Source organism: Alcaligenes sp. GCM10023179 (assembly GCF_042653705.1).
Classification (GTDB): domain Bacteria; phylum Pseudomonadota; class Gammaproteobacteria; order Burkholderiales; family Burkholderiaceae_B; genus Alcaligenes; species Alcaligenes phenolicus.
The window spans coordinates 834999-853254 of the sequence record NZ_JBHSIQ010000001.1; the positions used below are offsets into that span (position 1 = coordinate 834999).

Genomic DNA, 18256 nt, shown 5'->3' on the forward strand with positions numbered 1-18256 from the left:
TGACATGACTGGAAACTTTATGCGCAAGGCTCTTTTGGCCGCTGCCATCGCTTCCCCCCTGGCCGCCTTGCCTGTGTCCGCTCAGGCAAACGATCAAGAACCCCTGAAAATCGGTTTTGTGTATGTCAGCCCTATCGGTGAAGCCGGTTGGACCTGGCAGCAAGACATTGGCCGTCGTGAAATGGAAGAGGCCCTGAAAGGCCGCGTGGTCACTCAGTACGTAGAAAACGTGCCTGAAGGTGCTGACGCAGAGCGCGTCATTCGCGATCTGGCCCAGCAAGGCAACAAGCTGATCTTCACCACCTCGTTTGGTTACATGAACCAGACGCAGAAAGTGGCCAAGCAGTTTCCGGACGTGAAGTTCGTGCACTCCACCGGCTACAAGACGGCTCCTAACGTGGCCACCACCAACGCCCGTTTCTACGAGTCCCGTTACCTGGCTGGCGTATTGGCCGGTAAGATGACCAAGTCCAATGTGGTCGGTTACGTGGGTGCTCACCCCATTCCTGAAGTGCTGCAAGGCATCAACGCCTTTGCCATCGGTTTGAAGAGCGTGAACCCCGAAGCCCAAGTGCGCGTGGTTTGGGCCAATAGCTGGTACGACCCAGGTAAAGAGCGTGACGCAGCGGTCACGCTGCTGGGGCAGGGCGCGGACGTGGTGACTCACCACACCGACTCCACCGCCACCGTGCAAGCGGCTGAAGAAGCTGGCAAGTACGCGATTGCCTACCACTCCGACATGAGCAAGTTCGGTCCTAAAGCTCAACTGGCTGCCGTGACCCACCATTGGGGTGATTACTTCACTCGCAAAGCCACTGAAGTTCTGGATGGCAAATGGCAGAACGACAGCACCTGGGGTGGTCTGAAGTCCGGTATGGCTGCTTTGGAAGGCTTCGGTCCTGAAGTGCCGGCTGACGTCAAAGAGTTCGTTCTGGCCAAACAGGCCGAGATCGTGGCTGGCACACTGCAACCTTTTGCCGCTCCTATCAAGGACAACGATGGCAAGGTGCGTCTGGAGTCCGGTTTCCTGGATGACGATGCCTTGAACCGCATGGACTACTACGTGGAAGGCGTGGCCAGCAAACTGCCCAAGCAGTAAGCTGCCCCGCAGTCTGTAGATAAACAAAGCCCCTTGTCGGACTCTCCGACAAGGGGCTTTGTTATAAGTGGCTCGTGTGGCTATTCAGGCTGCTGCTGGGATCAAGCCCGAGCTTGTTCGGTGTTTGTTCCGGGGCTGGTTTGTCATCCGTTCAGGAAGACAAAGCTGACGCACAGAGCTGCAATACAGAGTCGCCATGTAAAATTGATCTATGGAACCGACCTCAGAACTATGCTGCCTGTGCAGGCCGCTTGCGGCCCAAGCGTGTCGATGCCCGCATCCAGCGCAGCGTCATCAGCACGGCAACCACAGACAAACCTGTCACCAGCCCGATCCAGATTCCCATCCCGCCCATATTGAACTGGAAGGCCAGCAAAGAGCCCGTAGGAACGCCCAGTACCCAATACCCTAGCAAGGCCAGCAGCATGGGTATGCGCGTGTCATGCAGGCCGCGTAGCATCCCTGCAGCCACGGCCTGAGCACCATCACTGATCTGAAACAGCGCCGCCAGCGCCAGGAAGGTAATGGCCAACTGAATAACGGCCTGGTTTTCGGCGACATCCAGATCCAGAAACAGCCCAATCAGGGTCAAGGGGGCGAACCAGAATACCAGAGCCGCCAGCCCCATGAAGCCCACCCCCAGAATGTAGGAAATCCAGCCGGCACGGCGGGCACCCAAAGGATCGACCCGGCCTGCAGCCAGCCCCACACGGATGGTGGCAACCTGACTGAAGCCCAAAGGAATCATGTAGGACACCGAGCAGATCTGCATGGCAATCGCGTGTGCGGCCAGATCAGATTGCCCCAGTACGCCCATCATCATGACGGCGGCGTAAAACACCAGGGTTTCCAGGGTGAAGGTAATCGCAATGGGGATGCCCAGCGCCCACATTTTCCACAGACGCTTCACACTCCACTGCCAGGCATCGTTGAACAGGTAGTAGCGTCGGAAGCGCGGATCGCGCAGTACCACCCAGCTCAAACCTGCGAACATGAAGATGCTGGACAAGGTGGTGGCCAGACCTGCGCCTGCCAGTCCCATGGCGGGCATGCCCAGATTGCCAAAGACCAGGAGCCAGCCCAGCACGGCATTGATACCGATCGCGGTGATGGCCACCGCCAAAGTCCATCCCGGCTTTTCCATGGCGGCCAAGAAGGAGCGCAGCACGATGTAACCCAGATAGGGCAGCAAAGCCCATTGCAGGGTGTGCATATAGGTCACCGAGCGCGCCGCGACAACAGGGTCCTGGCCCATCATCAGCAAGATATGCTCGGCATTCCACAACACAATCCAGGCAGGCAGGGTAATCAGTAAAGCCGTCAGAAAGCCGTGACGGATGATTTGCTGGGATTCGCGTACATTGCGCAGTCGTCGGCCCAGCGTTGTGGCCAGCATGGGAACGACAGCGGACACCAGCCCCATGCTGAAAATCATGAAGGCCTGATACAGACTGGCGGACAGTGAACCGGCAGCCAGCTCATCAGGGCCCAGTCGGCCCATGTAAATCAGGTTGGTTGCCAACAGGCTGACTTGAGCCAGGTTGGTCAGAATCAGAGGGCCGCCCAATCGCAGGGAGGATTGCAACTCCGCCAACCAGAGCTGGCTCGGGCTGGTAGTTTGAGACTTTGCAAACATGGTTTATTTGGCGCGAGGCAGGGACCAGGTGCTGATAACTTGTGCGACTGCCGGGCCACCGTTGGCCGGTTCGAGCAGTACATCGCCCGCGCAGGTACGGCCGGTCTTGTGAATCCGGGCATGAGCCAGAATATCGCCGGGAGGGGCCTTGCGCAGGAAATTGATGGTCAGGCTGGAGGTGACAGCATCGGGGTTGCCCGTGGCTCCGACTACAGCGGCATACAAGGCCAGATCAGCCAGCCCCATCAGCATGGGGCCTGCCACCATGCCGCCCATGCGCTGGTGGGCATTGCGCTCGGGCAAGCGCAAACAGGCGTTGTCGTGGCCTATGTGGACAACATCAATACCCAAAACGGCGGCAAAGGGATGCAGACGCTCTAGAAGATCACGAAACTGAACAATATCGATTTTAGGCTCGGGTGCAGAGTGTGTGCTGGTCATGACGTCGTCACTGAAAAGAAGGCCGTTGTAAGAAGGGCATACTGGCTGGTACTGTATCAGATCGTCCCGCGTATCGGGGTAGTTCGGCGCCCGGCTGTTCAGGGCTGGACCCATTCCAATCGATCAACAAGAAGCGAGGAGCATCATGAAACGCAGCGCAATTGTGTTTGCCTTGAGTTTGCTGGCATCAACCGGCACCGTGATGGCACAGGGGCATGGAGGCCATGGTCATGGCACGCCCGAACCGGTACGCGCCTTGAGCACGCAGGTCCATGCCAGCCAATGCTGGGTGCGCATGATGCCCGAGCCCACACCTTCCGCCGCCTATCTGGAACTGGAGAACAAGGGTGAGCAGTCCGTAGCCGTGACAGGAGCCAGCTCATTGTCCTTTGGGCATGTGATGTTGCATCAAACTAGCGAGAGCGAGGGGATGGCGCGCATGTCGCATGTCTCCGAGGTGGAGATCCCGGCAGGGGGAGTATTAAGCCTGAAGCCGGGGGCTTTCCACGTGATGCTGGGTCAGGCCAAAGAAGACTTGGCCCTGGGGGAGCGCGTCATCTTGAGCATTCATCTGTCGGACGATACTCAGGTCCAGGCCGAGTGCGAGTTGCGACCTGCCAAGACACAGGCTTATTAAACGTAATTAGCGTTTGGATAGAGACCGGGAGCTGGCCGCTGCATGCGGCCAGTTTTGCATTGGGCTTCAGGCTTGCAGCGCGTCCAGCACCGCCTGGTTGAACGCCTTGGGATTGGCCAGATTCATACCGTGGGCAGCCAGCGGGATGCGGTGCATCTGATCCTCGCGTCGGTGCTGACGAATGATGTCCATGCAATGGTGATAGCGTGTGGGGCTGTTTTCGCCTGTGATGAAACTTAAGGGCGCCTTCATCTGCTTGAGCCACTCCAGATCCGGACCTTGATTGGGCTCTTGCTGCTGATCCAACATGGTGTGGGCGTTGTCCTGAATCATCTCGCGGAACCAGCGTGTCATTTGCTTCCACGTCCCCGAGCCATTGACCGTATCCACAAACAAAGCCATGGCACCATCGCGGTCGCCCTGTTCCAGGCGTTCGGCCACTTGCTGGAACAAGGGAGCATAGGAGTAGGCACCGGGAGTCGGAAAGCCGGGATCCGCCAGGGTCAGGCTGGCCACCTGCTCGGGCATTCTTTGAGCCAGCAGCAGGGCTACATGACCACCGCGAGAGTGCCCAACGATATGCACTTTCTCATCAGGAATATGCTGATCCAGCAGGGCCTGCAGGTCCTGGGCGTGTTGCGCCGTACTGAAGTGGCCGGGGCTGGGTGCTCCGGGCCAGTAGGAGCGCAGGCTGGGAGCCAGAACCCGATACTGGGTAGCAAAGGCGGGGATCTGCCAGCGCCAGTAGCGCCAGTCGCACAGGGAACCGTGGATCAGCAAAACGGGTGCGCCTTGTCCCTGATCCACAAAGGTGTGGCGATAGCCTTGCGCGGTCAGTTCAAGCGTGGAGAAATCGGCAAAAGGGTTTGTCATGGCAAGCAGTGGAGGTCAGGCAAGGATGGGCCACCTGAAAAAAACAGACCGGGTCTGAACCCGGTCCTTGTGGCACTGCGCGCTGGGTGATTATTCCAGCAATTTCAAGCGGCTGCGCGCGGTCTCGGCTGCCTCGGATTGTGGGTAGTCCTTGACGATACGCTGCAAGGTGGTTTTGGCACCGCTCAGATCGTTCAGTTCGATCTGGCTGGAGGCTGTCACCATCAGGGCATCAGCCGCGCGTGGGCTTTGTGGGGAGGCCTTCACAAAAGCCTGGAGTTTCTGAATGGAGGTCTTGAAGCTTTTGACGGCGTACAGGCTGCTGCCTTCGTAAAAGCGCACTTCGTCAGCCAGAACGCTGGAGGGGTAGGCGGCCAGAAAACCGGCAAAGGCATCGGCGGCGGGCTTGTATTGGCCAGCTCGGTAAGCGTCCATGGCACTATCAAAGACGGCTTGTTCTTGTGGGTCGGCGGCATGAGGGCTTTGCTGGCCGGGAGCCGGGCTATTGGCCTGGCCTTGGCCGCTGGCTTGCCAGCTCAGTTTTTCTACCTGGCCGCGCAGCGACACCACTTCGGAGCGCAGGGTATCAATTTGATCAGCCAATTGCAGGCGAGCCTGGGTGTTTTGCTCGTTCATCTGACGAATTTGCTGCCGCAGCTCCAAAATGGCGCGTCGGGCCTCGTCATCAGCAAAGGCCTTGGCCGGCAGGCTGGCGAACAGGGCGGCCGTAGCGAACAGGGCAACGGTCGCGAGACGAAAAGGCTTTTTATAAGCGTGCATAGTGAAGTCCGTTAAAAAATGTGCATCCGCAATGCGCAGGCTCCTCACCTGCCGGTTTCCCCTCTGTTGGGGGCTGTGATCTGGGGGCTTTGTGCAGGCCTGGCGAGCCCGCTGTCCAGCATAACGAATTTTCAGTGGATCGGGCACAGCGCCGATAAAAAACGCCGCGGCGTTAACAACCGCCACGGCGTCGGAACCACTTGGTCGATGCAGGAATTATCGTTGGTAAACGATGTCTGCGCGACGGTTTTCAGCGTAATCAGCTTCGGTGTTACCCAATGCTTTTGGACGCTCTTTACCAAAGCTCACAGCTTCGATCTGGCTGTTGCTTACGCCCAGCAGACCCAGCATGCGTGCCACGGCGTCGGAACGACGCTGACCCAGAGCCAAGTTGTACTCGGCACCACCGCGCTCGTCGGTATTACCTTCGATACGTACGGTTTGCTGAGGATGGCTGCTCAGGTACGAAGCGTGCATTTCTACCAGGCCACGGTACTGGTCGTTAACCACGTAGCTGTCGTAGTCAAAGAACACCGAGCGTTGTTGTGCCAGTGGGCTTTGAGGGTTGAAGGGGTCCATGATCTGGCCTGCGCTGGCAGAGTCCGATCCTGTACCGCCGGTTGAACCGGAGCCAGATTGATCCAGAGGAACCGAGCTGCAAGCAGCAAGGGCGGCAGCCATAACGGCGAGGGTAAGACTTTTAAGAATGCGCGAGCTCATTTGAATTCCTTTTGAAAAAGAGTCACACAGGATGTCAGTTGGTAAATGGTCCCCAGGTGGGTTCGCGTACTTTGCCATTCAAAGACGAGAGGGTCTGACGAACGCGACCGTCCACGGATGTCACAGCTAGGACACTGCGGCCCCCCTGAACAGAACTATATAAGATCTGCATCCCATTAGGGGCGAAACTCGGAGACTGATCGTCGGGACCTGTCGTCAGCAGTTGCTCAGCTCCTGATGCCATATCTTGAGTGGCAATTCGGAAAGCACCGTTTCTGCGTGTGACGTATACAAGCCTAGTACCGTCTGCAGAGACCTCCGGTGAAATATTGTAACTCCCGTTGAAGGTAATGCGCTGTGCATCGTCACCACCCAGGCTTACTTTGTAAATGTTGGGAGCACCACCACGATCGCTCACAAATACAAGGGAGTTGCCATCGGGCATAAAACTCGGTTCAGTATCGATCAAGGGAGAACGCATCACGCGGCGCAATCCGGAGCCGTCCGTATTTAGCGTGTAAATCTGCGAAATACCGTCTCTGGAGAGCACAACAGCGACCTGATTGCCGTTGGGAGCCCATGCGGGACTACTGTTATTACCCTTGAAATTAGCTAACGGTTCGCGGTGACCGGTGGCCAAAGTTTGCACATATACAACAGGTTTGTCGTTTTCGAAGCTCACATAAGCCAGCTTTTTACCGTCAGGAGACCAGGCTGGGGAGATGATTGAGTGTCGAGAACGCAACATTACTTGCGGATTTTGCCCGTCCGCGTCAGCAATTTGTAACTCGTAGTTGTTGCCTGTTTGCAACACGTAGGCCAGTCGAGTCGAAAAAACACCGCGCACGCCGGTAATTTTTTCATAAATTCGGTCTGCAATCTGGTGGGAAATACGGCGCAGTTCTTTTTCACTGCCCGCAAAAGCCACCCCATCCAGTTGTGTTTGACGGACCGAATCCACCAGGCGATAGCTGATGGAATATTGGCCGCCGGTCTGGGCAACCGAACCATAGGCCAGGTAATCGGCACCGCGATTGCGCCATTCGTCGTAGGCAATCGTGCTTTCTGCATTCAGACCAGCACCAGTGGCATTGATCAATTGGAATTGACCCGAACGGGTCAGGTCGGCACGGATAACTTCAGCTAGCGATTGGCTGGCTGGGTTGTCAGCAAAATCGGCGATCGCGATGGGGTACTGGGTAGCACCCACACCCGATATATCGACCCGCAGTTGGGCCTGGGCCGGTTGGCTGGCGAACATGCCAGCGGCCAGGGCAAACGCTCCAGTGGCCGTGGCGCGCCAATGACGACCTAAGGTCGCCAGGGCTGGGGTAGCGGCGGTCATTATGCAATCTCCTGATTAATCGAACATGCGGTATTCGCCATCAATATACGATGGATACTGCCCGCTAGGCGGTTTGGGGAAAGGGCTGCAACGGGCAAGACCCTTGGATACGGCATCATCGAACTGCGCGATGCCGGACGATCGTTTGATTTGAACGCGGTTAGGCGTGCCATCGGCATTCAGGTCCACGCGGTACTGCAGTGCAGGGTTGCCACGTACTTCAGAGCGGGCAGGGGTGCTGTAGACCACGCCAGGCTGCACGCAAGCGCGCACCTTGGCGGCGTAGCCACCGTCACCACCGCCGCCTCCGGCCTGGTTGCGGTCTGCTGTACCACCGGCACGTCCGGGGGCACCTTCACGCATGGCACGGCGGAATGCTTCTTCCTTGGCCTTGCGCTCGGCATCGGCACGGGCTTTGGCGGCGGCCTCGGCACGGGCTTTACGTTCCGCGTCTGCTTTGGCTTTAGCTTCGGCATCCGCCTTGGCTTTGGCTTCTGCATCGGCTTTGGCCTTGCGTTCGGCATCGGCCTTGGCTTTCGCGTCGGCTTCTGCTTTAGCCTTGCGCTCTGCGTCTGCCTTGGCTTTGGCTTCAGCTTCAGCTTTTTCCTTGCGTTCCTGTTCCTGCTTTTCCTTTTGTTCGCGTTCGCGACGTTCAGCAGCTAGCTTGTCCTGACGCTGTTTCTCCTGACGCTCCTGTTCCAGCTTTTCTTCACGCTCTTTTTTCTCGCGTTCCTTGCGAGCCTGCTCCAGGGCGATTTCGGGATCAACCTCAGGTTCAGCAGGAGGGGTGACCTTTTCAGGCTCTGGAGGCGGCTTGGGAGCCGGAGCCGGTTCAGGTTTGGGCTCGGGCTTGGGTTCTGGCTCTGGAGCCGGTTCAGGCTCAGGCTGCGGCTCGGGTTCGGCCTCGGGGGCTTCGGGATCAGCATTGACGGCCGCATCGGGTGCGACACCGTCCATCCACAATTCGACCTGCACCGCATTGGGGGTCTTGGGCGCAGAAAAAAGGGCTCCCGCCAAAATGGCGAGCAGCAACAGCCCGTGCAGACCCAGGGCGATGAGCAAGCCGCGCCGATCTTCCTTTTGCTCAGGCGAGCGCAGCGCCTGATTGCGGGTATTGCGTGTTCTGTGCTTCATTCAGTTCAGGTTTTTCGCGCCGGACGGCGAGCACGCTATCCGGCCAGAGGTTATTTGCGAGCGTCAGGATCGCTGTTGCGATCGACGATCAGACCCAGGCGGTTGATGCCATTGGAGCGCAGTTCATCCATCAAGCCCATGACGGTCTCGTAGGGAACCTTGCCGTCGGCGGCAATGACAACCGGGCTGTCGGCCTCCATACGCGAGCGCACTTCATTGAGCAGTGTGGACTTTTCGATGTTCATGAACTCGGAGCCCGCATCGCGCAAGCGAATGGCCAGTTTGCCGTCCTTATCAACCTGGATTTCCACCGGCTTGGCAGGCACTTCGGAGGCTTGGCCTACCGAAGGCAATTCCACCAGACCGGGGGTAATCATGGGAGCAGTGACCATGAAGATCACCAGCAGCACCAGCATCACGTCGATATAAGGGACGACGTTGATTTCATTTTTCATGCGCCGGCCGTGACGGCCGGTGCTTCCACGCATCGATGGCATCAGTTCACCTGCCGCTGCAAGATGTTCAGGAATTCGTCGATAAAGCTGTCAAAGCGGATCGAGATACGATCGAGCTCGTTGGTAAAGCGGTTGTAGGCAACCACGGCAGGGATAGCGGCAAACAGACCGATAGCTGTGGCGATCAGGGCTTCGGCGATACCGGGAGCCACCGAGGCCAGGGTGGCCTGCTGCATGCCGGACAAACCGATAAAGGCGTGCATGATCCCCCAGACGGTACCCAGCAGCCCGATGTATGGGCTGACCGAACCGGCAGAGGCCAGGAAGTTCAGGTGTGTTTCCAGTGTGTCCATTTCGCGCTGGTAGCTGGCGCGCATGGCACGGCGTGGACCGTCCAGCAGGGCTGGGCCCGAGCTTTGGCTGCGACGGGCCTTGATGAATTCGGTCATGCCGGCTTCAAAAATACGGGCCAGTGCACCGTGTTCGGCGCGACGCGAGGAAATGGATTGCTGAAGCACGGCCAGATCGCCACCTGCCCAGAAGTCGTCCTCAAAGCGGCGGGTCTGTTCCAGCGTGCGTTTAAGTGCAGCCCGTTTACTGAAGATATAGGCCCACGAGAGAATCGAGATTCCCAACAGAATCAGCATGACAAGCTGAACGGGAATACTGGCATCGAGAAGTAGCGAAATCAGCGACAGGTCGCTAGTAGCTTGCATGGTCAGTCCTGAACCTTTTCCAAGAGGGTACGTAAATCAGAGTCCAGCTTGCTTGGACGAAGCGTGTTGGCGTCAACGCAAACAATTTGGATGGTGCTTTGGCATAACAGTTCCTCACCTCGCAGGGCACCTTGTTCGAAATGGATGGTAGCCGAACCCAGCTGGGTAATACGGCTGCGCACCGAGATCAAATCATCGAGCCGGGCAGGTTTGAGATATTGTATTTCAACCTTCTTGACTACGAACAGGCGTTGATTCTGCTCGGCCACATCGGATTGGTTTACGCCCAGGTTCCTGAGCCATTCTGTGCGCGCACGCTCAAAGAATTTCAGGTAGTTGGCGTAATATACGATCCCCCCAGCGTCGGTGTCTTCGTAATATACGCGAATATCAAGCCGAGCCTGGGTGTCCCACTTGTCATTAAGCATGTCGTTCGTAAAAGAGTTTATGTTGACGGGCAGGGCAGGGCATGGCGCACGGCCAGCCCTGCTTGGAGTCCTTACAGCGTGGCCAAACGCTCCAGGCTGACCTGGGCAATCTGGTCCACCGGCACGTTGGTGCTGCTGGCGTCACGGCGTGCCTGCATTTCAACCATGCCTTCTTTCAGGCCGCGCTCGCCAATGGTAATGCGCAGTGGCACACCAATCAGCTCCCAGTCGGCAAACATGATGCCGGGGCGGGCGTCGCGGTCGTCCAGAATGACATCCACACCTTGCTCTTTGAGCTGGGTGTACAGATCAGTAGCAGTCTGACGCACAGCATCGCTTTTGGTAAAGCCGATCGGGCAGATCACCACTTCGAAAGGAGCCAGGGCACGGGGCCAGATCATGCCGCGTTCGTCGTGGTTTTGTTCAATGGCAGCAGCGGCAATACGGCTGACGCCAATGCCATAACAACCCATTTGCATGACAGCCGGTTTACCATCAGTTTCCAAAAAGGTGGCGTTCAGCTTCTTGGAGTAGACATCGCCCAGGAAGAAAACGTGACCCACTTCAATGCCGCGCTGGATGGCCAGCTTGCCGCCTTCGGGGGCTGGGTCGCCGTGAACCACGTTGCGCAGGTCTGCCTTGATGGGCTCGGGCAGGTCACGACCCCAGTTCACGCCCGTGTAGTGGAAGCCTTCTTCGTTGGCACCGCACACAAAGTCGCTCATGTTGGCTACGGTCAGGTCGGCAATCACTTGCACAGGCTGACGGGTGCCGATTGGGCCGAGGTAACCGGGCTTGCAGCCAAAGGTGGCCACAATTTCCTCTTCCGTGGCCAGACGGTGGCCTTTTTCAAAGCCGGCCAGCTTGGAAACCTTGATGTCGTTGACTTCATGGTCGCCACGAACCAGCAGCAGGTGGACGGTGCTCTTGGTCTTGCCGTCTTCTTCGACGTCCGTTGCCAGCACAACCGACTTGACGGTTTGGCTCAGGTCACAGCCCAGGAATTGGGCCACCAGTTCACACTTGGGGGCATCAGGCGTGGCGGTCTTGACCAGGGCTTGGCCAGGAGCGGCACGCTCGGCCAGCAGGCAAGGGGCGGGAGCCAGCTCGATATTGGCAGCGTAGTCGGTGTCAGGGTTGTAAACCAGCAAGTCTTCGCCGGTATCGGCAATCACCTGGAATTCATGGCTGCGCGAACCGCCAATGGAGCCGGTATCAGCGGCCACGGCACGGAAGTTCAAGCCCAGGCGCCCAAAGATGCGCATGTAGGCGTCGTACATATTGTCGTAGCTGGCTTGGGCGTCTTCGGCATTGCGGTCGAAGGAGTAAGCATCCTTCATGGTGAATTCGCGGCCACGCATCAAGCCAAAGCGGGGACGGCGCTCGTCACGGAATTTGGTTTGAATGTGGTAGAAGTTGATGGGCAACTGGCGCCAGCTGTGGATTTCGTTGCGGGCAATGTCCGTGATCACTTCTTCGGAGGTAGGCTGCAGCACGAAGTCGCGCTGGTGGCGATCCTTGATTCGCAGCAGTTCGTCACCATATTTTTCCCAACGGCCCGACTCTACCCAGAGTTCGGCAGGCTGGACGACTGGCATCAGCAGCTCAATGGCGCCGGAGCGGTCCATTTCCTGACGGATGATGTTTTCAATCTTGCGCAGCACGCGCAGGCCCATCGGCATATAGGTATAGATACCGCCGGCGGCTTTACGGATCATGCCGGCGCGCGTCATGAGCTGGTGGCTGGCAACTTCGGCCTCGGTAGGCGCTTCTTTCAGGGTATTAATGTGATACTGGCTAGCATGCATGGTAGGGAACTCGTCAGGTACGTATAATCAGATCTAATTGTATTGAATTCGTTAGAGGTGGCCTATGTTAGATCGTGAAGGCTACCGTCCTAATGTCGGAATTATCCTCGTTAATCGCAAGAACGAGGTTTTTTGGGGCAAGCGTATTCGGGAACATGCCTGGCAGTTCCCGCAAGGCGGTATTAAATACGGTGAAACACCCGTACAAGCGATGTACCGCGAACTGCATGAAGAAGTGGGCTTGCTGCCTGAGCATATCCGTATATTAGGCCGGACGCGAGATTGGCTTCGCTACAACGTGCCCAATCATTTTGTACGTCGGGAGGCGCGTGGCCATTACAAGGGCCAGAAACAAATCTGGTTCCTGTTGCGGCTGGTAGGGCGAGACAGTGATGTCTGCCTGCGTTCCTCGTCGACGCCGGAGTTTGATGCATGGCGCTGGAGTCAATATTGGGTGCCACTTGATTCAGTGATTGAGTTCAAGCGGGAAGTCTATCAGCAAGCGCTGAACGAGCTGTCGGATATTTTGTTCCGACGACGGCAGGAAAATCGTTATTTACGTCAGCGCCTGCAAAGCGCAGTTGATGCCGATACCTTAGATAGCAGGGATCATGCGCATATTATTGGTTGAAGATGAGCGGGAAATGGCCGCATGGCTGGAGCGGGCCTTGGCGCAAAGTGGTTTTTTGCCCGATCCCGCTCATGACGCCCGCTCGGCAGAAGTACTGTTGGCGGCCCATGAGTATGATGCGGTCGTGATGGATTTGCGCCTGCCCGACAAACACGGGCTGGTGCTTTTGCGCGAGATGCGTGAACGCGGCGATCACACTCCTGTGCTGATTCTGACCGCTCAAGGTGCCTTGCAGGATCGCGTTCGTGGTCTGAATCTGGGTGCCGATGATTTCCTGACCAAACCCTTTGCCCTGGAAGAGCTGGAAGCTCGCCTGGCGGCACTGGTACGGCGTAGCCGTGGTCGTGTGGCCCCGGTGGTCAGCTGTGGTTCTTTGGAATACAACCCTGAGAGCCGAGCATTCCTGCTGGACAATGCCATTGTGCATTTGACGCCGCGTGAGCATGCGGCCTTGCTGGTTCTGATCAGCCGCTCTGGCATGCCTGTAGAGAAGTCTCAGTTATTTGCCCGAGTATTCGAGCACGATAGCGATGCCAGCCCTGATGCTATCGAGGTTGTCCTGCATCGCTTGCGCAAGAAACTGGCCAATAGCGATGTGCACATCGTGACGGTGCGTGGTCTGGGCTACATGCTGGAAGTGCTTGAGGCGGAATCCGGCGTTTCATGACGGCCCCTTCTCCGCCCCCCGCCAATGCCTGGCAAGGCAGTTTGCGCTTTTGGCTGCTGGTACTGCTGATACCGGGGGTGGTGGCTTTACTGCTTTACGACAGCTGGGAAGACTACCTGGCCATGAACGCGGTCACGGAAAATGTCTACGACAGCGCCTTGCTGGAACCGGCCAAAGTGCTGGAGACCAGCGTGGAGTTCAATACTGACGGCAGTTTGCGTATTGATCCGCCTTTTTATGCGCAGGTCATGCTGGAATCCCGACCGGGTAATCGCAAGTATTTCCGCGTCGAAGAAATCACCCCTTTGGTGCGTAACCTGGGCGGTGTTGATGCCAATCAGTTAAAAGGGCGCACCTTGCTGGGGATGGAAGGGCTGCCGCGTCCTTCCAATCTGGCCGACCATGAAGGCGTGCCGGTTTTCTACGATTCGTATTTTCGCAATGACACCGTGCGCATGGTGGCCTTGTGGCGGGACCTGCACTACAAAGGCCAGCATAGACAGGTTCTGGTCATGGTGGGTGAAAGCCTGGATTTGCGTTTGCGCACCCAGCAAGAAGCCTGGCGCGAAGGCATTTTCCGCAATTTGCGTATGTTGCTGATAGCCGTGGCGCTGGTCTGGTTTGCCGTAGCGTGGGCCTTGCGCCCCCTGCAGGCCTTGCGACAGGAAGTGCGTAACCGTAGCGTGGACGACTTGCAGCCTTTGGACGAGCGTGATGTTCCTCGTGAAGTAGTGCCTTTGGTGCGTTCGGTCAATCACCATATTGAGTTGTATCGTTCCGTGCTGGATCGGCAGGCCCAGTTTCTGGCCGACGCCTCGCATCAATTACGCACCCCTTTGGCGATCATTCATACCCAGGCCCAATACGCTCGCCGTGAACCGGATATCGAGCGTGTACGCGAATCCCTGGGGGCGATCATCAAGCAATTGGGGCAGGCCACTCGCCTGACCGAGCAGTTGCTGGCTTTGGCTCATGCCAGTCATACCACCACCATGAGCCAGGGGCAGGTTGACCTGGCCAGTCTGGGGCGTGAGGTGGTGTTGCAATATCTACCTTTGGCCCGTGAGCATCGTCAGGATCTGGGCTGGATCGGGCCAGGAGAAGAGGGCGAGCAGGCACCTTTGTGGGTGTATGCCAGCGATGCCGAGATTCACGAGTCCGTTTCCAACCTGATTCACAACGCCATCAATCACGCTGGTAGTGGCAGTGCAATTACGGTTTCTGCCGGGCATGACGACAAGCTGGCCTGGATCAGCGTTACCGACAACGGCATGGGCTTGGCCGCCAGTTTGCGTGAAAGCGTATTTGTACGTTTTGACCGGGGCGGCCCGGCACGCAAGGGTGGACGGGGTTCTGGCTCCGGGCTGGGTCTGGCCATTGCGCTGGCTTACGCCGAGCGCAATGGCGGCACGATTGTGCTGACCGATGGGGAGCCCAACGATATGGGCGGCTACGGTTTGAAGGCGACGCTACGCTTGCCCTTGCTGCAGCCCGAAGCGCCTAAACCAGAAAACACGTGAATTAAGCCGCGTCGTTTGGACGGGCCAGCAGATTGAACAGGGTAGAAATATCCCAATCGCGATGGCCCTGCTGGGCAATCTTCGCAAACTGCTCCTGAATCAAGCGGGTTGCGGGAAGCTGGGCCCCATTACGCTGTGCCTCCCGCTGCACCAAATCCAGGTCCTTCAACATCCAGTTCACGGTAAAGCCGGGCTGAAAGTCTCTGGCCAGCATTGTGGGGCCTTTAGTTTCCATTTGCCAGCTGCGCGCCGCACCCTTGGTCAATACAGACAGGGCCTGCTCCATATCCAGTCCGGCCCGTTCACCAAAAGCCATGGCTTCGGCCAGACCTTGCAAGAGTCCGACAACGGCAATCTGGTTCACCATCTTGCACAGCTGCCCGGACCCCAAGGGCCCCATCAGGGTGCAGGCCTGGGCGTAGCTCATCATCAGCGGGCGGGCGCGTTCCATATCCTCAGCTTGCCCACCACACATAATGCTGAGCATGCCTTTCTGGGCACCCGCCTGTCCGCCAGAAATGGGGGCGTCGATAAATGCAACTTCTTGCTTGGCCGCCTGTGCTCCCAGTTCCTGGGCCACTTCGGCGGAGGCAGTGGTGTGGTCGATAAACAGGCTCCCTGCCCTCATGCCTGCCAGCACACCGTTCGGCCCCTGAAAAATCGAGCGCAAGTCATCATCATTGCCCACACAGGCCATGACAATGTCTGCTTGGGCAGCGGCCAGGGCTGGTGTAGCGGCCCATTCCTGTTTGAACTCCTTACTCCATTGTTCCGCCTTGGCTGGATTGCGGTTGTACACCGTGACTTGATGCCCTGCCTGGGCCAGATGTCCTGCCATGGGATAGCCCATCACCCCCAGACCAATGAACGCCACTTTTTGCGGGCTGGCGGGTTCATAGTGTTTAGGCTGAATGGATGGGGTCATGGCGCGGGCCTCCTTGAAAATAATCTGTTCGATCGTACAGCTTAGCGCAGCTTTATCGGCTTGATCTTTGCCTGCCCGAATAAGCGGCAAAACGTTTTAGGCTTGACGGCGTCAGGCCCCTCATGTTCTAAACCAAACATAGATCTGTAATAAATGGAATTTGCCTGTCTGGATTATGATGGGCGCACATAATTTCCTGGCTAATTAACTGGAACTTGAATCCTATGACCACTTTTGATCGTCGTCGTTTCTTGAAGCTGGCAGGTGCCACCGGACTGGCGTCTATGAGTACCTCTTTGCCATGGGCGGCGTGGGCGGCAGACGCAGCCGTACTGGAAAAAGCAAAGGCTCAAGGCCAGGCTGTTTTCTACGCCAACATCACGGCGGTAGAGCCCATCATGAAGGCCTTGCAACAAGCGCAAGGCATTGAAGGCAAATACACCCGTATTTCCAGCTCCAAGTTCATCCCCACCATCCTGACCGAGTTCAACGCCGGCAAGTTGATGGCGGACGTGGTTCAGGCTCCCTTGCCCATGCTGCAACTGCTCAAAGAGCAGGGCGTGCTGATTCCCCATCAGTCCGAAGCCGTGCAGGGCTACCCCGAGTGGGCCATTCAAGACGATTCGATTATTCAATTTGGCATCGAATATGTGTCTTATATCTATAATACGGACCACCTCAAGGCCGAGGATGCGCCACAACGCTACGAAGATCTGGCCGATCCCAAGTGGAAAGACAAGATTGTGATGGCCAACCCTTCCAACCACCCCTCCACCATTGGCTGGCTGATTGGTTTGAAGGAAAAGGTCTTTAGCAGTGAAGAGCAGTGGCTGGACTTCCTGAAAGGCCTGGCTGCCAACAAGCCCATGTTCGTGGCCTCGTTTGGCCCAACTCCGGCTCCTATTGAAAGTGGCGAGAAGTTGATTGCCATTTCCATGCCCAAGTACATCGTGACCAAGTCGCCTGCGCCATTGGCCTGGGGCCCCATGTCGGATCAGCCCTTGCTGGGCTCCCCACGTGCCATCGCCCTGACCAAGAATGCCCCGCATCCTGATGCTGCTCGCGTGTTCCTGGACTACTGGCTGGGTAATGAAGCCATGGGCATTCTGGCCAACAAGGTTGGCGAATACGTCCTGGCTCCAGGGGTACACCCTCCGGTTGCGGGGATCGATAAAGCCAAGGTCGAGCCTATTCGCGACCTGAGCGACGAAGAACTGGTCCGTTGGGGCCGCGAATTCAGCCGTATCTTCGCCGTCCGTTAATCGGGACGACAAGAACGACAGGTTCGTCTAGAACGGGGCGCCTTGGCGCCTCGCCTTATTTTTATTGAAAACATTTACTCATTATGCAAATTGAAATTACCGGCCTAAGCAAGACCTATGTCTCAGAGGGCAAAACCTTCAAGGCTTTGGACAATATCAACCTGACGATTCCCGCTAATGAGTTTTTCACACTGTTAGGGCCCAGCGGCTGCGGCAAAACCACGCTGCTGCGGTGCATTGTTGGTCTGGAAACCCCAGACGAGGGTGAAATCCGCATTGGGGACGAGATCGTCTGGTCCAGCGCCAAGAATATTGCTGTGCCGGTGGAAAAGCGCGGTTTGGGCATGGTGTTTCAGACATACGCCATCTGGCCGCACATGACGGTGTTCGATAATATTGCTTACCCCTTGCAAGTGCGCGGCGAGCGCAAAGAGGTGATTCGTGAAAAAGTCGCGAACATCCTGAAGTTTGTGCAGCTGGAAGGGGTGGATCAGCGTTCCGCAACGCGTCTGTCCGGTGGTCAGCAGCAGCGTGTGGCATTGGCCCGAGCCCTGGTGGCCGAGCCTAAAGTCATTTTGTTTGATGAGCCGCTCAGTAACCTGGATGCCAAGCTGCGTGAAGAAACCCGTAAAGAACTGCGCGAATTTCTGAGCCGTCTGGACATTACCGCTGTGTACGTGACGCATGATCGCGTCGAGGCATTGGCCTTGTCCAACTCCATCGCTGTGATGCGAGGTGGCAAGATTCTGGAAATTGGTACGCCAGAAAAAATTTACTTTGATGCCGATCACCGCTTTGTGGCCGACTTTATTGGTCGTGCCAACCAGATCAGCGCCAAAGTGCTGGAGCAGCGTGCAGACTCCACCATTGTGGAATGCGAACTGGGCCAACTGCATTGCAAGAAGCGTGACCTGCCCGTGGGCACCGAAGTTACCTTGTGCATTCGCCCGGAATTTATTCGTGTCAGCAGCCAGGCCAATGAAGTGGGGCAGAACCTGTTCCACGGTCAGGTCCAGGCCCTGGAGTTCGTCGGTGAGTCCTACGAGGCCGAGGTCAAAGTGGGTAAAGAGCAGCTTCTGGTGTGTATTGATCCAGACGTGAAGGTGAAAGAGGGCGATACCGTACGCTTTAACCTGCACCCTGAACACTGCATGCTGTTGTCGGCATAAGGGCGGGGCA

Annotated in this window: 19 protein-coding genes; 7 read left to right on the plus strand and 12 right to left on the minus strand. The window is 57.2% G+C overall.

The annotated features are described in order from the left end of the window. The first annotated feature begins 19 nt into the window (after positions 1-19). Positions 20-1099: a BMP family ABC transporter substrate-binding protein gene (locus tag ACFPDR_RS03685; protein ID WP_009454862.1), complete on the plus strand. Its 1080-nt coding sequence runs from the start codon at positions 20-22 to the stop codon at positions 1097-1099. 229 nt (positions 1100-1328) lie between these two features. Here the strand turns inward: ACFPDR_RS03685 and ACFPDR_RS03690 are convergent, their stop codons facing one another. Then, a complete protein-coding gene (locus ACFPDR_RS03690; RefSeq protein WP_035273323.1) occupies positions 1329-2735 on the minus strand; it encodes an MATE family efflux transporter in 1407 nt (468 codons plus the stop codon). 3 nt (positions 2736-2738) lie between these two features. Continuing rightward, on the minus strand, positions 2739-3176 hold the full coding sequence (locus ACFPDR_RS03695; protein ID WP_035273402.1) for a PaaI family thioesterase: 438 nt from the start codon (positions 3174-3176) through the stop codon (positions 2739-2741). Between the two features lie 145 nt (positions 3177-3321). On the opposite strand from ACFPDR_RS03695, the gene ACFPDR_RS03700 reads away from it, so the two are divergent. Next, positions 3322-3813 carry a copper chaperone PCu(A)C gene (locus ACFPDR_RS03700; protein ID WP_060186618.1) on the plus strand — a complete coding sequence of 164 codons (492 nt, stop codon included), beginning with the start codon at positions 3322-3324 and terminating at the stop codon, positions 3811-3813. A gap of 66 nt (positions 3814-3879) precedes the next feature. On the opposite strand, the gene ACFPDR_RS03705 is transcribed toward ACFPDR_RS03700, so the two are convergent. The 9 genes from ACFPDR_RS03705 to ACFPDR_RS03745 all read right to left on the minus strand — a co-directional run bounded on the left by ACFPDR_RS03705 (position 3880) and on the right by ACFPDR_RS03745 (position 12072). Then, positions 3880-4686 (minus strand): alpha/beta fold hydrolase, encoded by an 807-nt coding sequence (locus tag ACFPDR_RS03705; protein ID WP_035273317.1) that lies wholly within the window; start codon positions 4684-4686, stop codon positions 3880-3882. A gap of 90 nt (positions 4687-4776) precedes the next feature. Then, the gene (ybgF, locus tag ACFPDR_RS03710) at positions 4777-5466 is read right to left on the minus strand and encodes a tol-pal system protein YbgF (RefSeq protein WP_022983212.1); all 690 of its coding nucleotides are present in this window, start codon (positions 5464-5466) and stop codon (positions 4777-4779) included. Between the two features lie 216 nt (positions 5467-5682). Next, entirely contained in the window at positions 5683-6186 is a 504-nt protein-coding gene (gene pal / locus ACFPDR_RS03715) for a peptidoglycan-associated lipoprotein Pal (RefSeq protein WP_009454878.1), read from the minus strand. A gap of 34 nt (positions 6187-6220) precedes the next feature. After that, positions 6221-7531 (minus strand): Tol-Pal system beta propeller repeat protein TolB, encoded by a 1311-nt coding sequence (tolB, locus tag ACFPDR_RS03720; RefSeq protein ID WP_009454880.1) that lies wholly within the window; start codon positions 7529-7531, stop codon positions 6221-6223. 15 nt (positions 7532-7546) lie between these two features. Next, entirely contained in the window at positions 7547-8665 is a 1119-nt protein-coding gene (tolA, locus tag ACFPDR_RS03725) for a cell envelope integrity protein TolA (protein WP_115634346.1), read from the minus strand. A gap of 50 nt (positions 8666-8715) precedes the next feature. After that, positions 8716-9162: a protein TolR gene (tolR, locus tag ACFPDR_RS03730; RefSeq protein ID WP_035273311.1), complete on the minus strand. Its 447-nt coding sequence runs from the start codon at positions 9160-9162 to the stop codon at positions 8716-8718. Beyond that, complete coding sequence (gene tolQ / locus ACFPDR_RS03735; protein ID WP_009454887.1) at positions 9162-9836, minus strand: protein TolQ; 675 nt, start codon at positions 9834-9836, stop codon at positions 9162-9164. Before tolQ ends, tolR begins: the two co-directional genes overlap by 1 nt. 2 nt (positions 9837-9838) lie before the next feature. Further along, positions 9839-10264 carry a tol-pal system-associated acyl-CoA thioesterase gene (gene ybgC, locus ACFPDR_RS03740; RefSeq protein WP_035273401.1) on the minus strand — a complete coding sequence of 142 codons (426 nt, stop codon included), beginning with the start codon at positions 10262-10264 and terminating at the stop codon, positions 9839-9841. A gap of 71 nt (positions 10265-10335) precedes the next feature. Continuing rightward, positions 10336-12072 (minus strand): proline--tRNA ligase, encoded by a 1737-nt coding sequence (locus ACFPDR_RS03745; RefSeq protein ID WP_060186622.1) that lies wholly within the window; start codon positions 12070-12072, stop codon positions 10336-10338. 64 nt (positions 12073-12136) lie between these two features. Here ACFPDR_RS03745 and ACFPDR_RS03750 point away from each other — a divergent pair, with 64 nt between their 5' ends. From ACFPDR_RS03750 to ACFPDR_RS03760, 3 genes are read left to right on the plus strand one after another with little or no spacing between them, the layout of a single operon-like run. Continuing rightward, positions 12137-12703 (plus strand): RNA pyrophosphohydrolase, encoded by a 567-nt coding sequence (locus ACFPDR_RS03750; RefSeq protein WP_009454891.1) that lies wholly within the window; start codon positions 12137-12139, stop codon positions 12701-12703. Then, positions 12684-13370, plus strand: a complete 687-nt coding sequence (locus tag ACFPDR_RS03755; RefSeq protein WP_022983208.1) for a response regulator — start codon at positions 12684-12686, stop codon at positions 13368-13370. Before ACFPDR_RS03750 ends, ACFPDR_RS03755 begins: the two co-directional genes overlap by 20 nt. Further along, entirely contained in the window at positions 13367-14890 is a 1524-nt protein-coding gene (locus ACFPDR_RS03760; RefSeq protein ID WP_060186623.1) for a sensor histidine kinase, read from the plus strand. The genes ACFPDR_RS03755 and ACFPDR_RS03760 overlap by 4 nt, the downstream gene beginning before the upstream one ends. Before the next feature lies 1 nt (position 14891). On the opposite strand, the gene ACFPDR_RS03765 is transcribed toward ACFPDR_RS03760, so the two are convergent. Beyond that, positions 14892-15815, minus strand: coding sequence for an NAD(P)-dependent oxidoreductase (locus tag ACFPDR_RS03765; RefSeq protein WP_247966492.1), 924 nt, complete (start codon positions 15813-15815; stop codon positions 14892-14894). A 224-nt stretch (positions 15816-16039) separates the two neighbouring features. Between ACFPDR_RS03765 and ACFPDR_RS03770 the strand changes: the two genes are divergently transcribed. Then, entirely contained in the window at positions 16040-17077 is a 1038-nt protein-coding gene (locus ACFPDR_RS03770) for an ABC transporter substrate-binding protein (protein ID WP_009454900.1), read from the plus strand. 83 nt (positions 17078-17160) lie between these two features. Further along, positions 17161-18246, plus strand: a complete 1086-nt coding sequence (locus tag ACFPDR_RS03775) for an ABC transporter ATP-binding protein (protein WP_022983206.1) — start codon at positions 17161-17163, stop codon at positions 18244-18246. The last annotated feature ends 10 nt before the right edge of the window (positions 18247-18256 follow it).

Coding starts and splice junctions, on each gene's coding strand:
- ACFPDR_RS03685 (WP_009454862.1), top strand. CDS start 20: ATGCGCAAGGCTCTTTTGGCCGCTGCCATCGCTTCCCCCCTGGCCGCC.
- ACFPDR_RS03690 (WP_035273323.1), bottom strand. CDS start 2,735: ATGTTTGCAAAGTCTCAAACTACCAGCCCGAGCCAGCTCTGGTTGGCG.
- ACFPDR_RS03695 (WP_035273402.1), bottom strand. CDS start 3,176: ATGACCAGCACACACTCTGCACCCGAGCCTAAAATCGATATTGTTCAG.
- ACFPDR_RS03700 (WP_060186618.1), top strand. CDS start 3,322: ATGAAACGCAGCGCAATTGTGTTTGCCTTGAGTTTGCTGGCATCAACC.
- ACFPDR_RS03705 (WP_035273317.1), bottom strand. CDS start 4,686: ATGACAAACCCTTTTGCCGATTTCTCCACGCTTGAACTGACCGCGCAA.
- ybgF (WP_022983212.1), bottom strand. CDS start 5,466: ATGCACGCTTATAAAAAGCCTTTTCGTCTCGCGACCGTTGCCCTGTTC.
- pal (WP_009454878.1), bottom strand. CDS start 6,186: ATGAGCTCGCGCATTCTTAAAAGTCTTACCCTCGCCGTTATGGCTGCC.
- tolB (WP_009454880.1), bottom strand. CDS start 7,531: ATGACCGCCGCTACCCCAGCCCTGGCGACCTTAGGTCGTCATTGGCGC.
- tolA (WP_115634346.1), bottom strand. CDS start 8,665: ATGAAGCACAGAACACGCAATACCCGCAATCAGGCGCTGCGCTCGCCT.
- tolR (WP_035273311.1), bottom strand. CDS start 9,162: ATGCCATCGATGCGTGGAAGCACCGGCCGTCACGGCCGGCGCATGAAA.
- tolQ (WP_009454887.1), bottom strand. CDS start 9,836: ATGCAAGCTACTAGCGACCTGTCGCTGATTTCGCTACTTCTCGATGCC.
- ybgC (WP_035273401.1), bottom strand. CDS start 10,264: ATGCTTAATGACAAGTGGGACACCCAGGCTCGGCTTGATATTCGCGTA.
- ACFPDR_RS03745 (WP_060186622.1), bottom strand. CDS start 12,072: ATGCATGCTAGCCAGTATCACATTAATACCCTGAAAGAAGCGCCTACC.
- ACFPDR_RS03750 (WP_009454891.1), top strand. CDS start 12,137: ATGTTAGATCGTGAAGGCTACCGTCCTAATGTCGGAATTATCCTCGTT.
- ACFPDR_RS03755 (WP_022983208.1), top strand. CDS start 12,684: ATGCGCATATTATTGGTTGAAGATGAGCGGGAAATGGCCGCATGGCTG.
- ACFPDR_RS03760 (WP_060186623.1), top strand. CDS start 13,367: ATGACGGCCCCTTCTCCGCCCCCCGCCAATGCCTGGCAAGGCAGTTTG.
- ACFPDR_RS03765 (WP_247966492.1), bottom strand. CDS start 15,815: ATGACCCCATCCATTCAGCCTAAACACTATGAACCCGCCAGCCCGCAA.
- ACFPDR_RS03770 (WP_009454900.1), top strand. CDS start 16,040: ATGACCACTTTTGATCGTCGTCGTTTCTTGAAGCTGGCAGGTGCCACC.
- ACFPDR_RS03775 (WP_022983206.1), top strand. CDS start 17,161: ATGCAAATTGAAATTACCGGCCTAAGCAAGACCTATGTCTCAGAGGGC.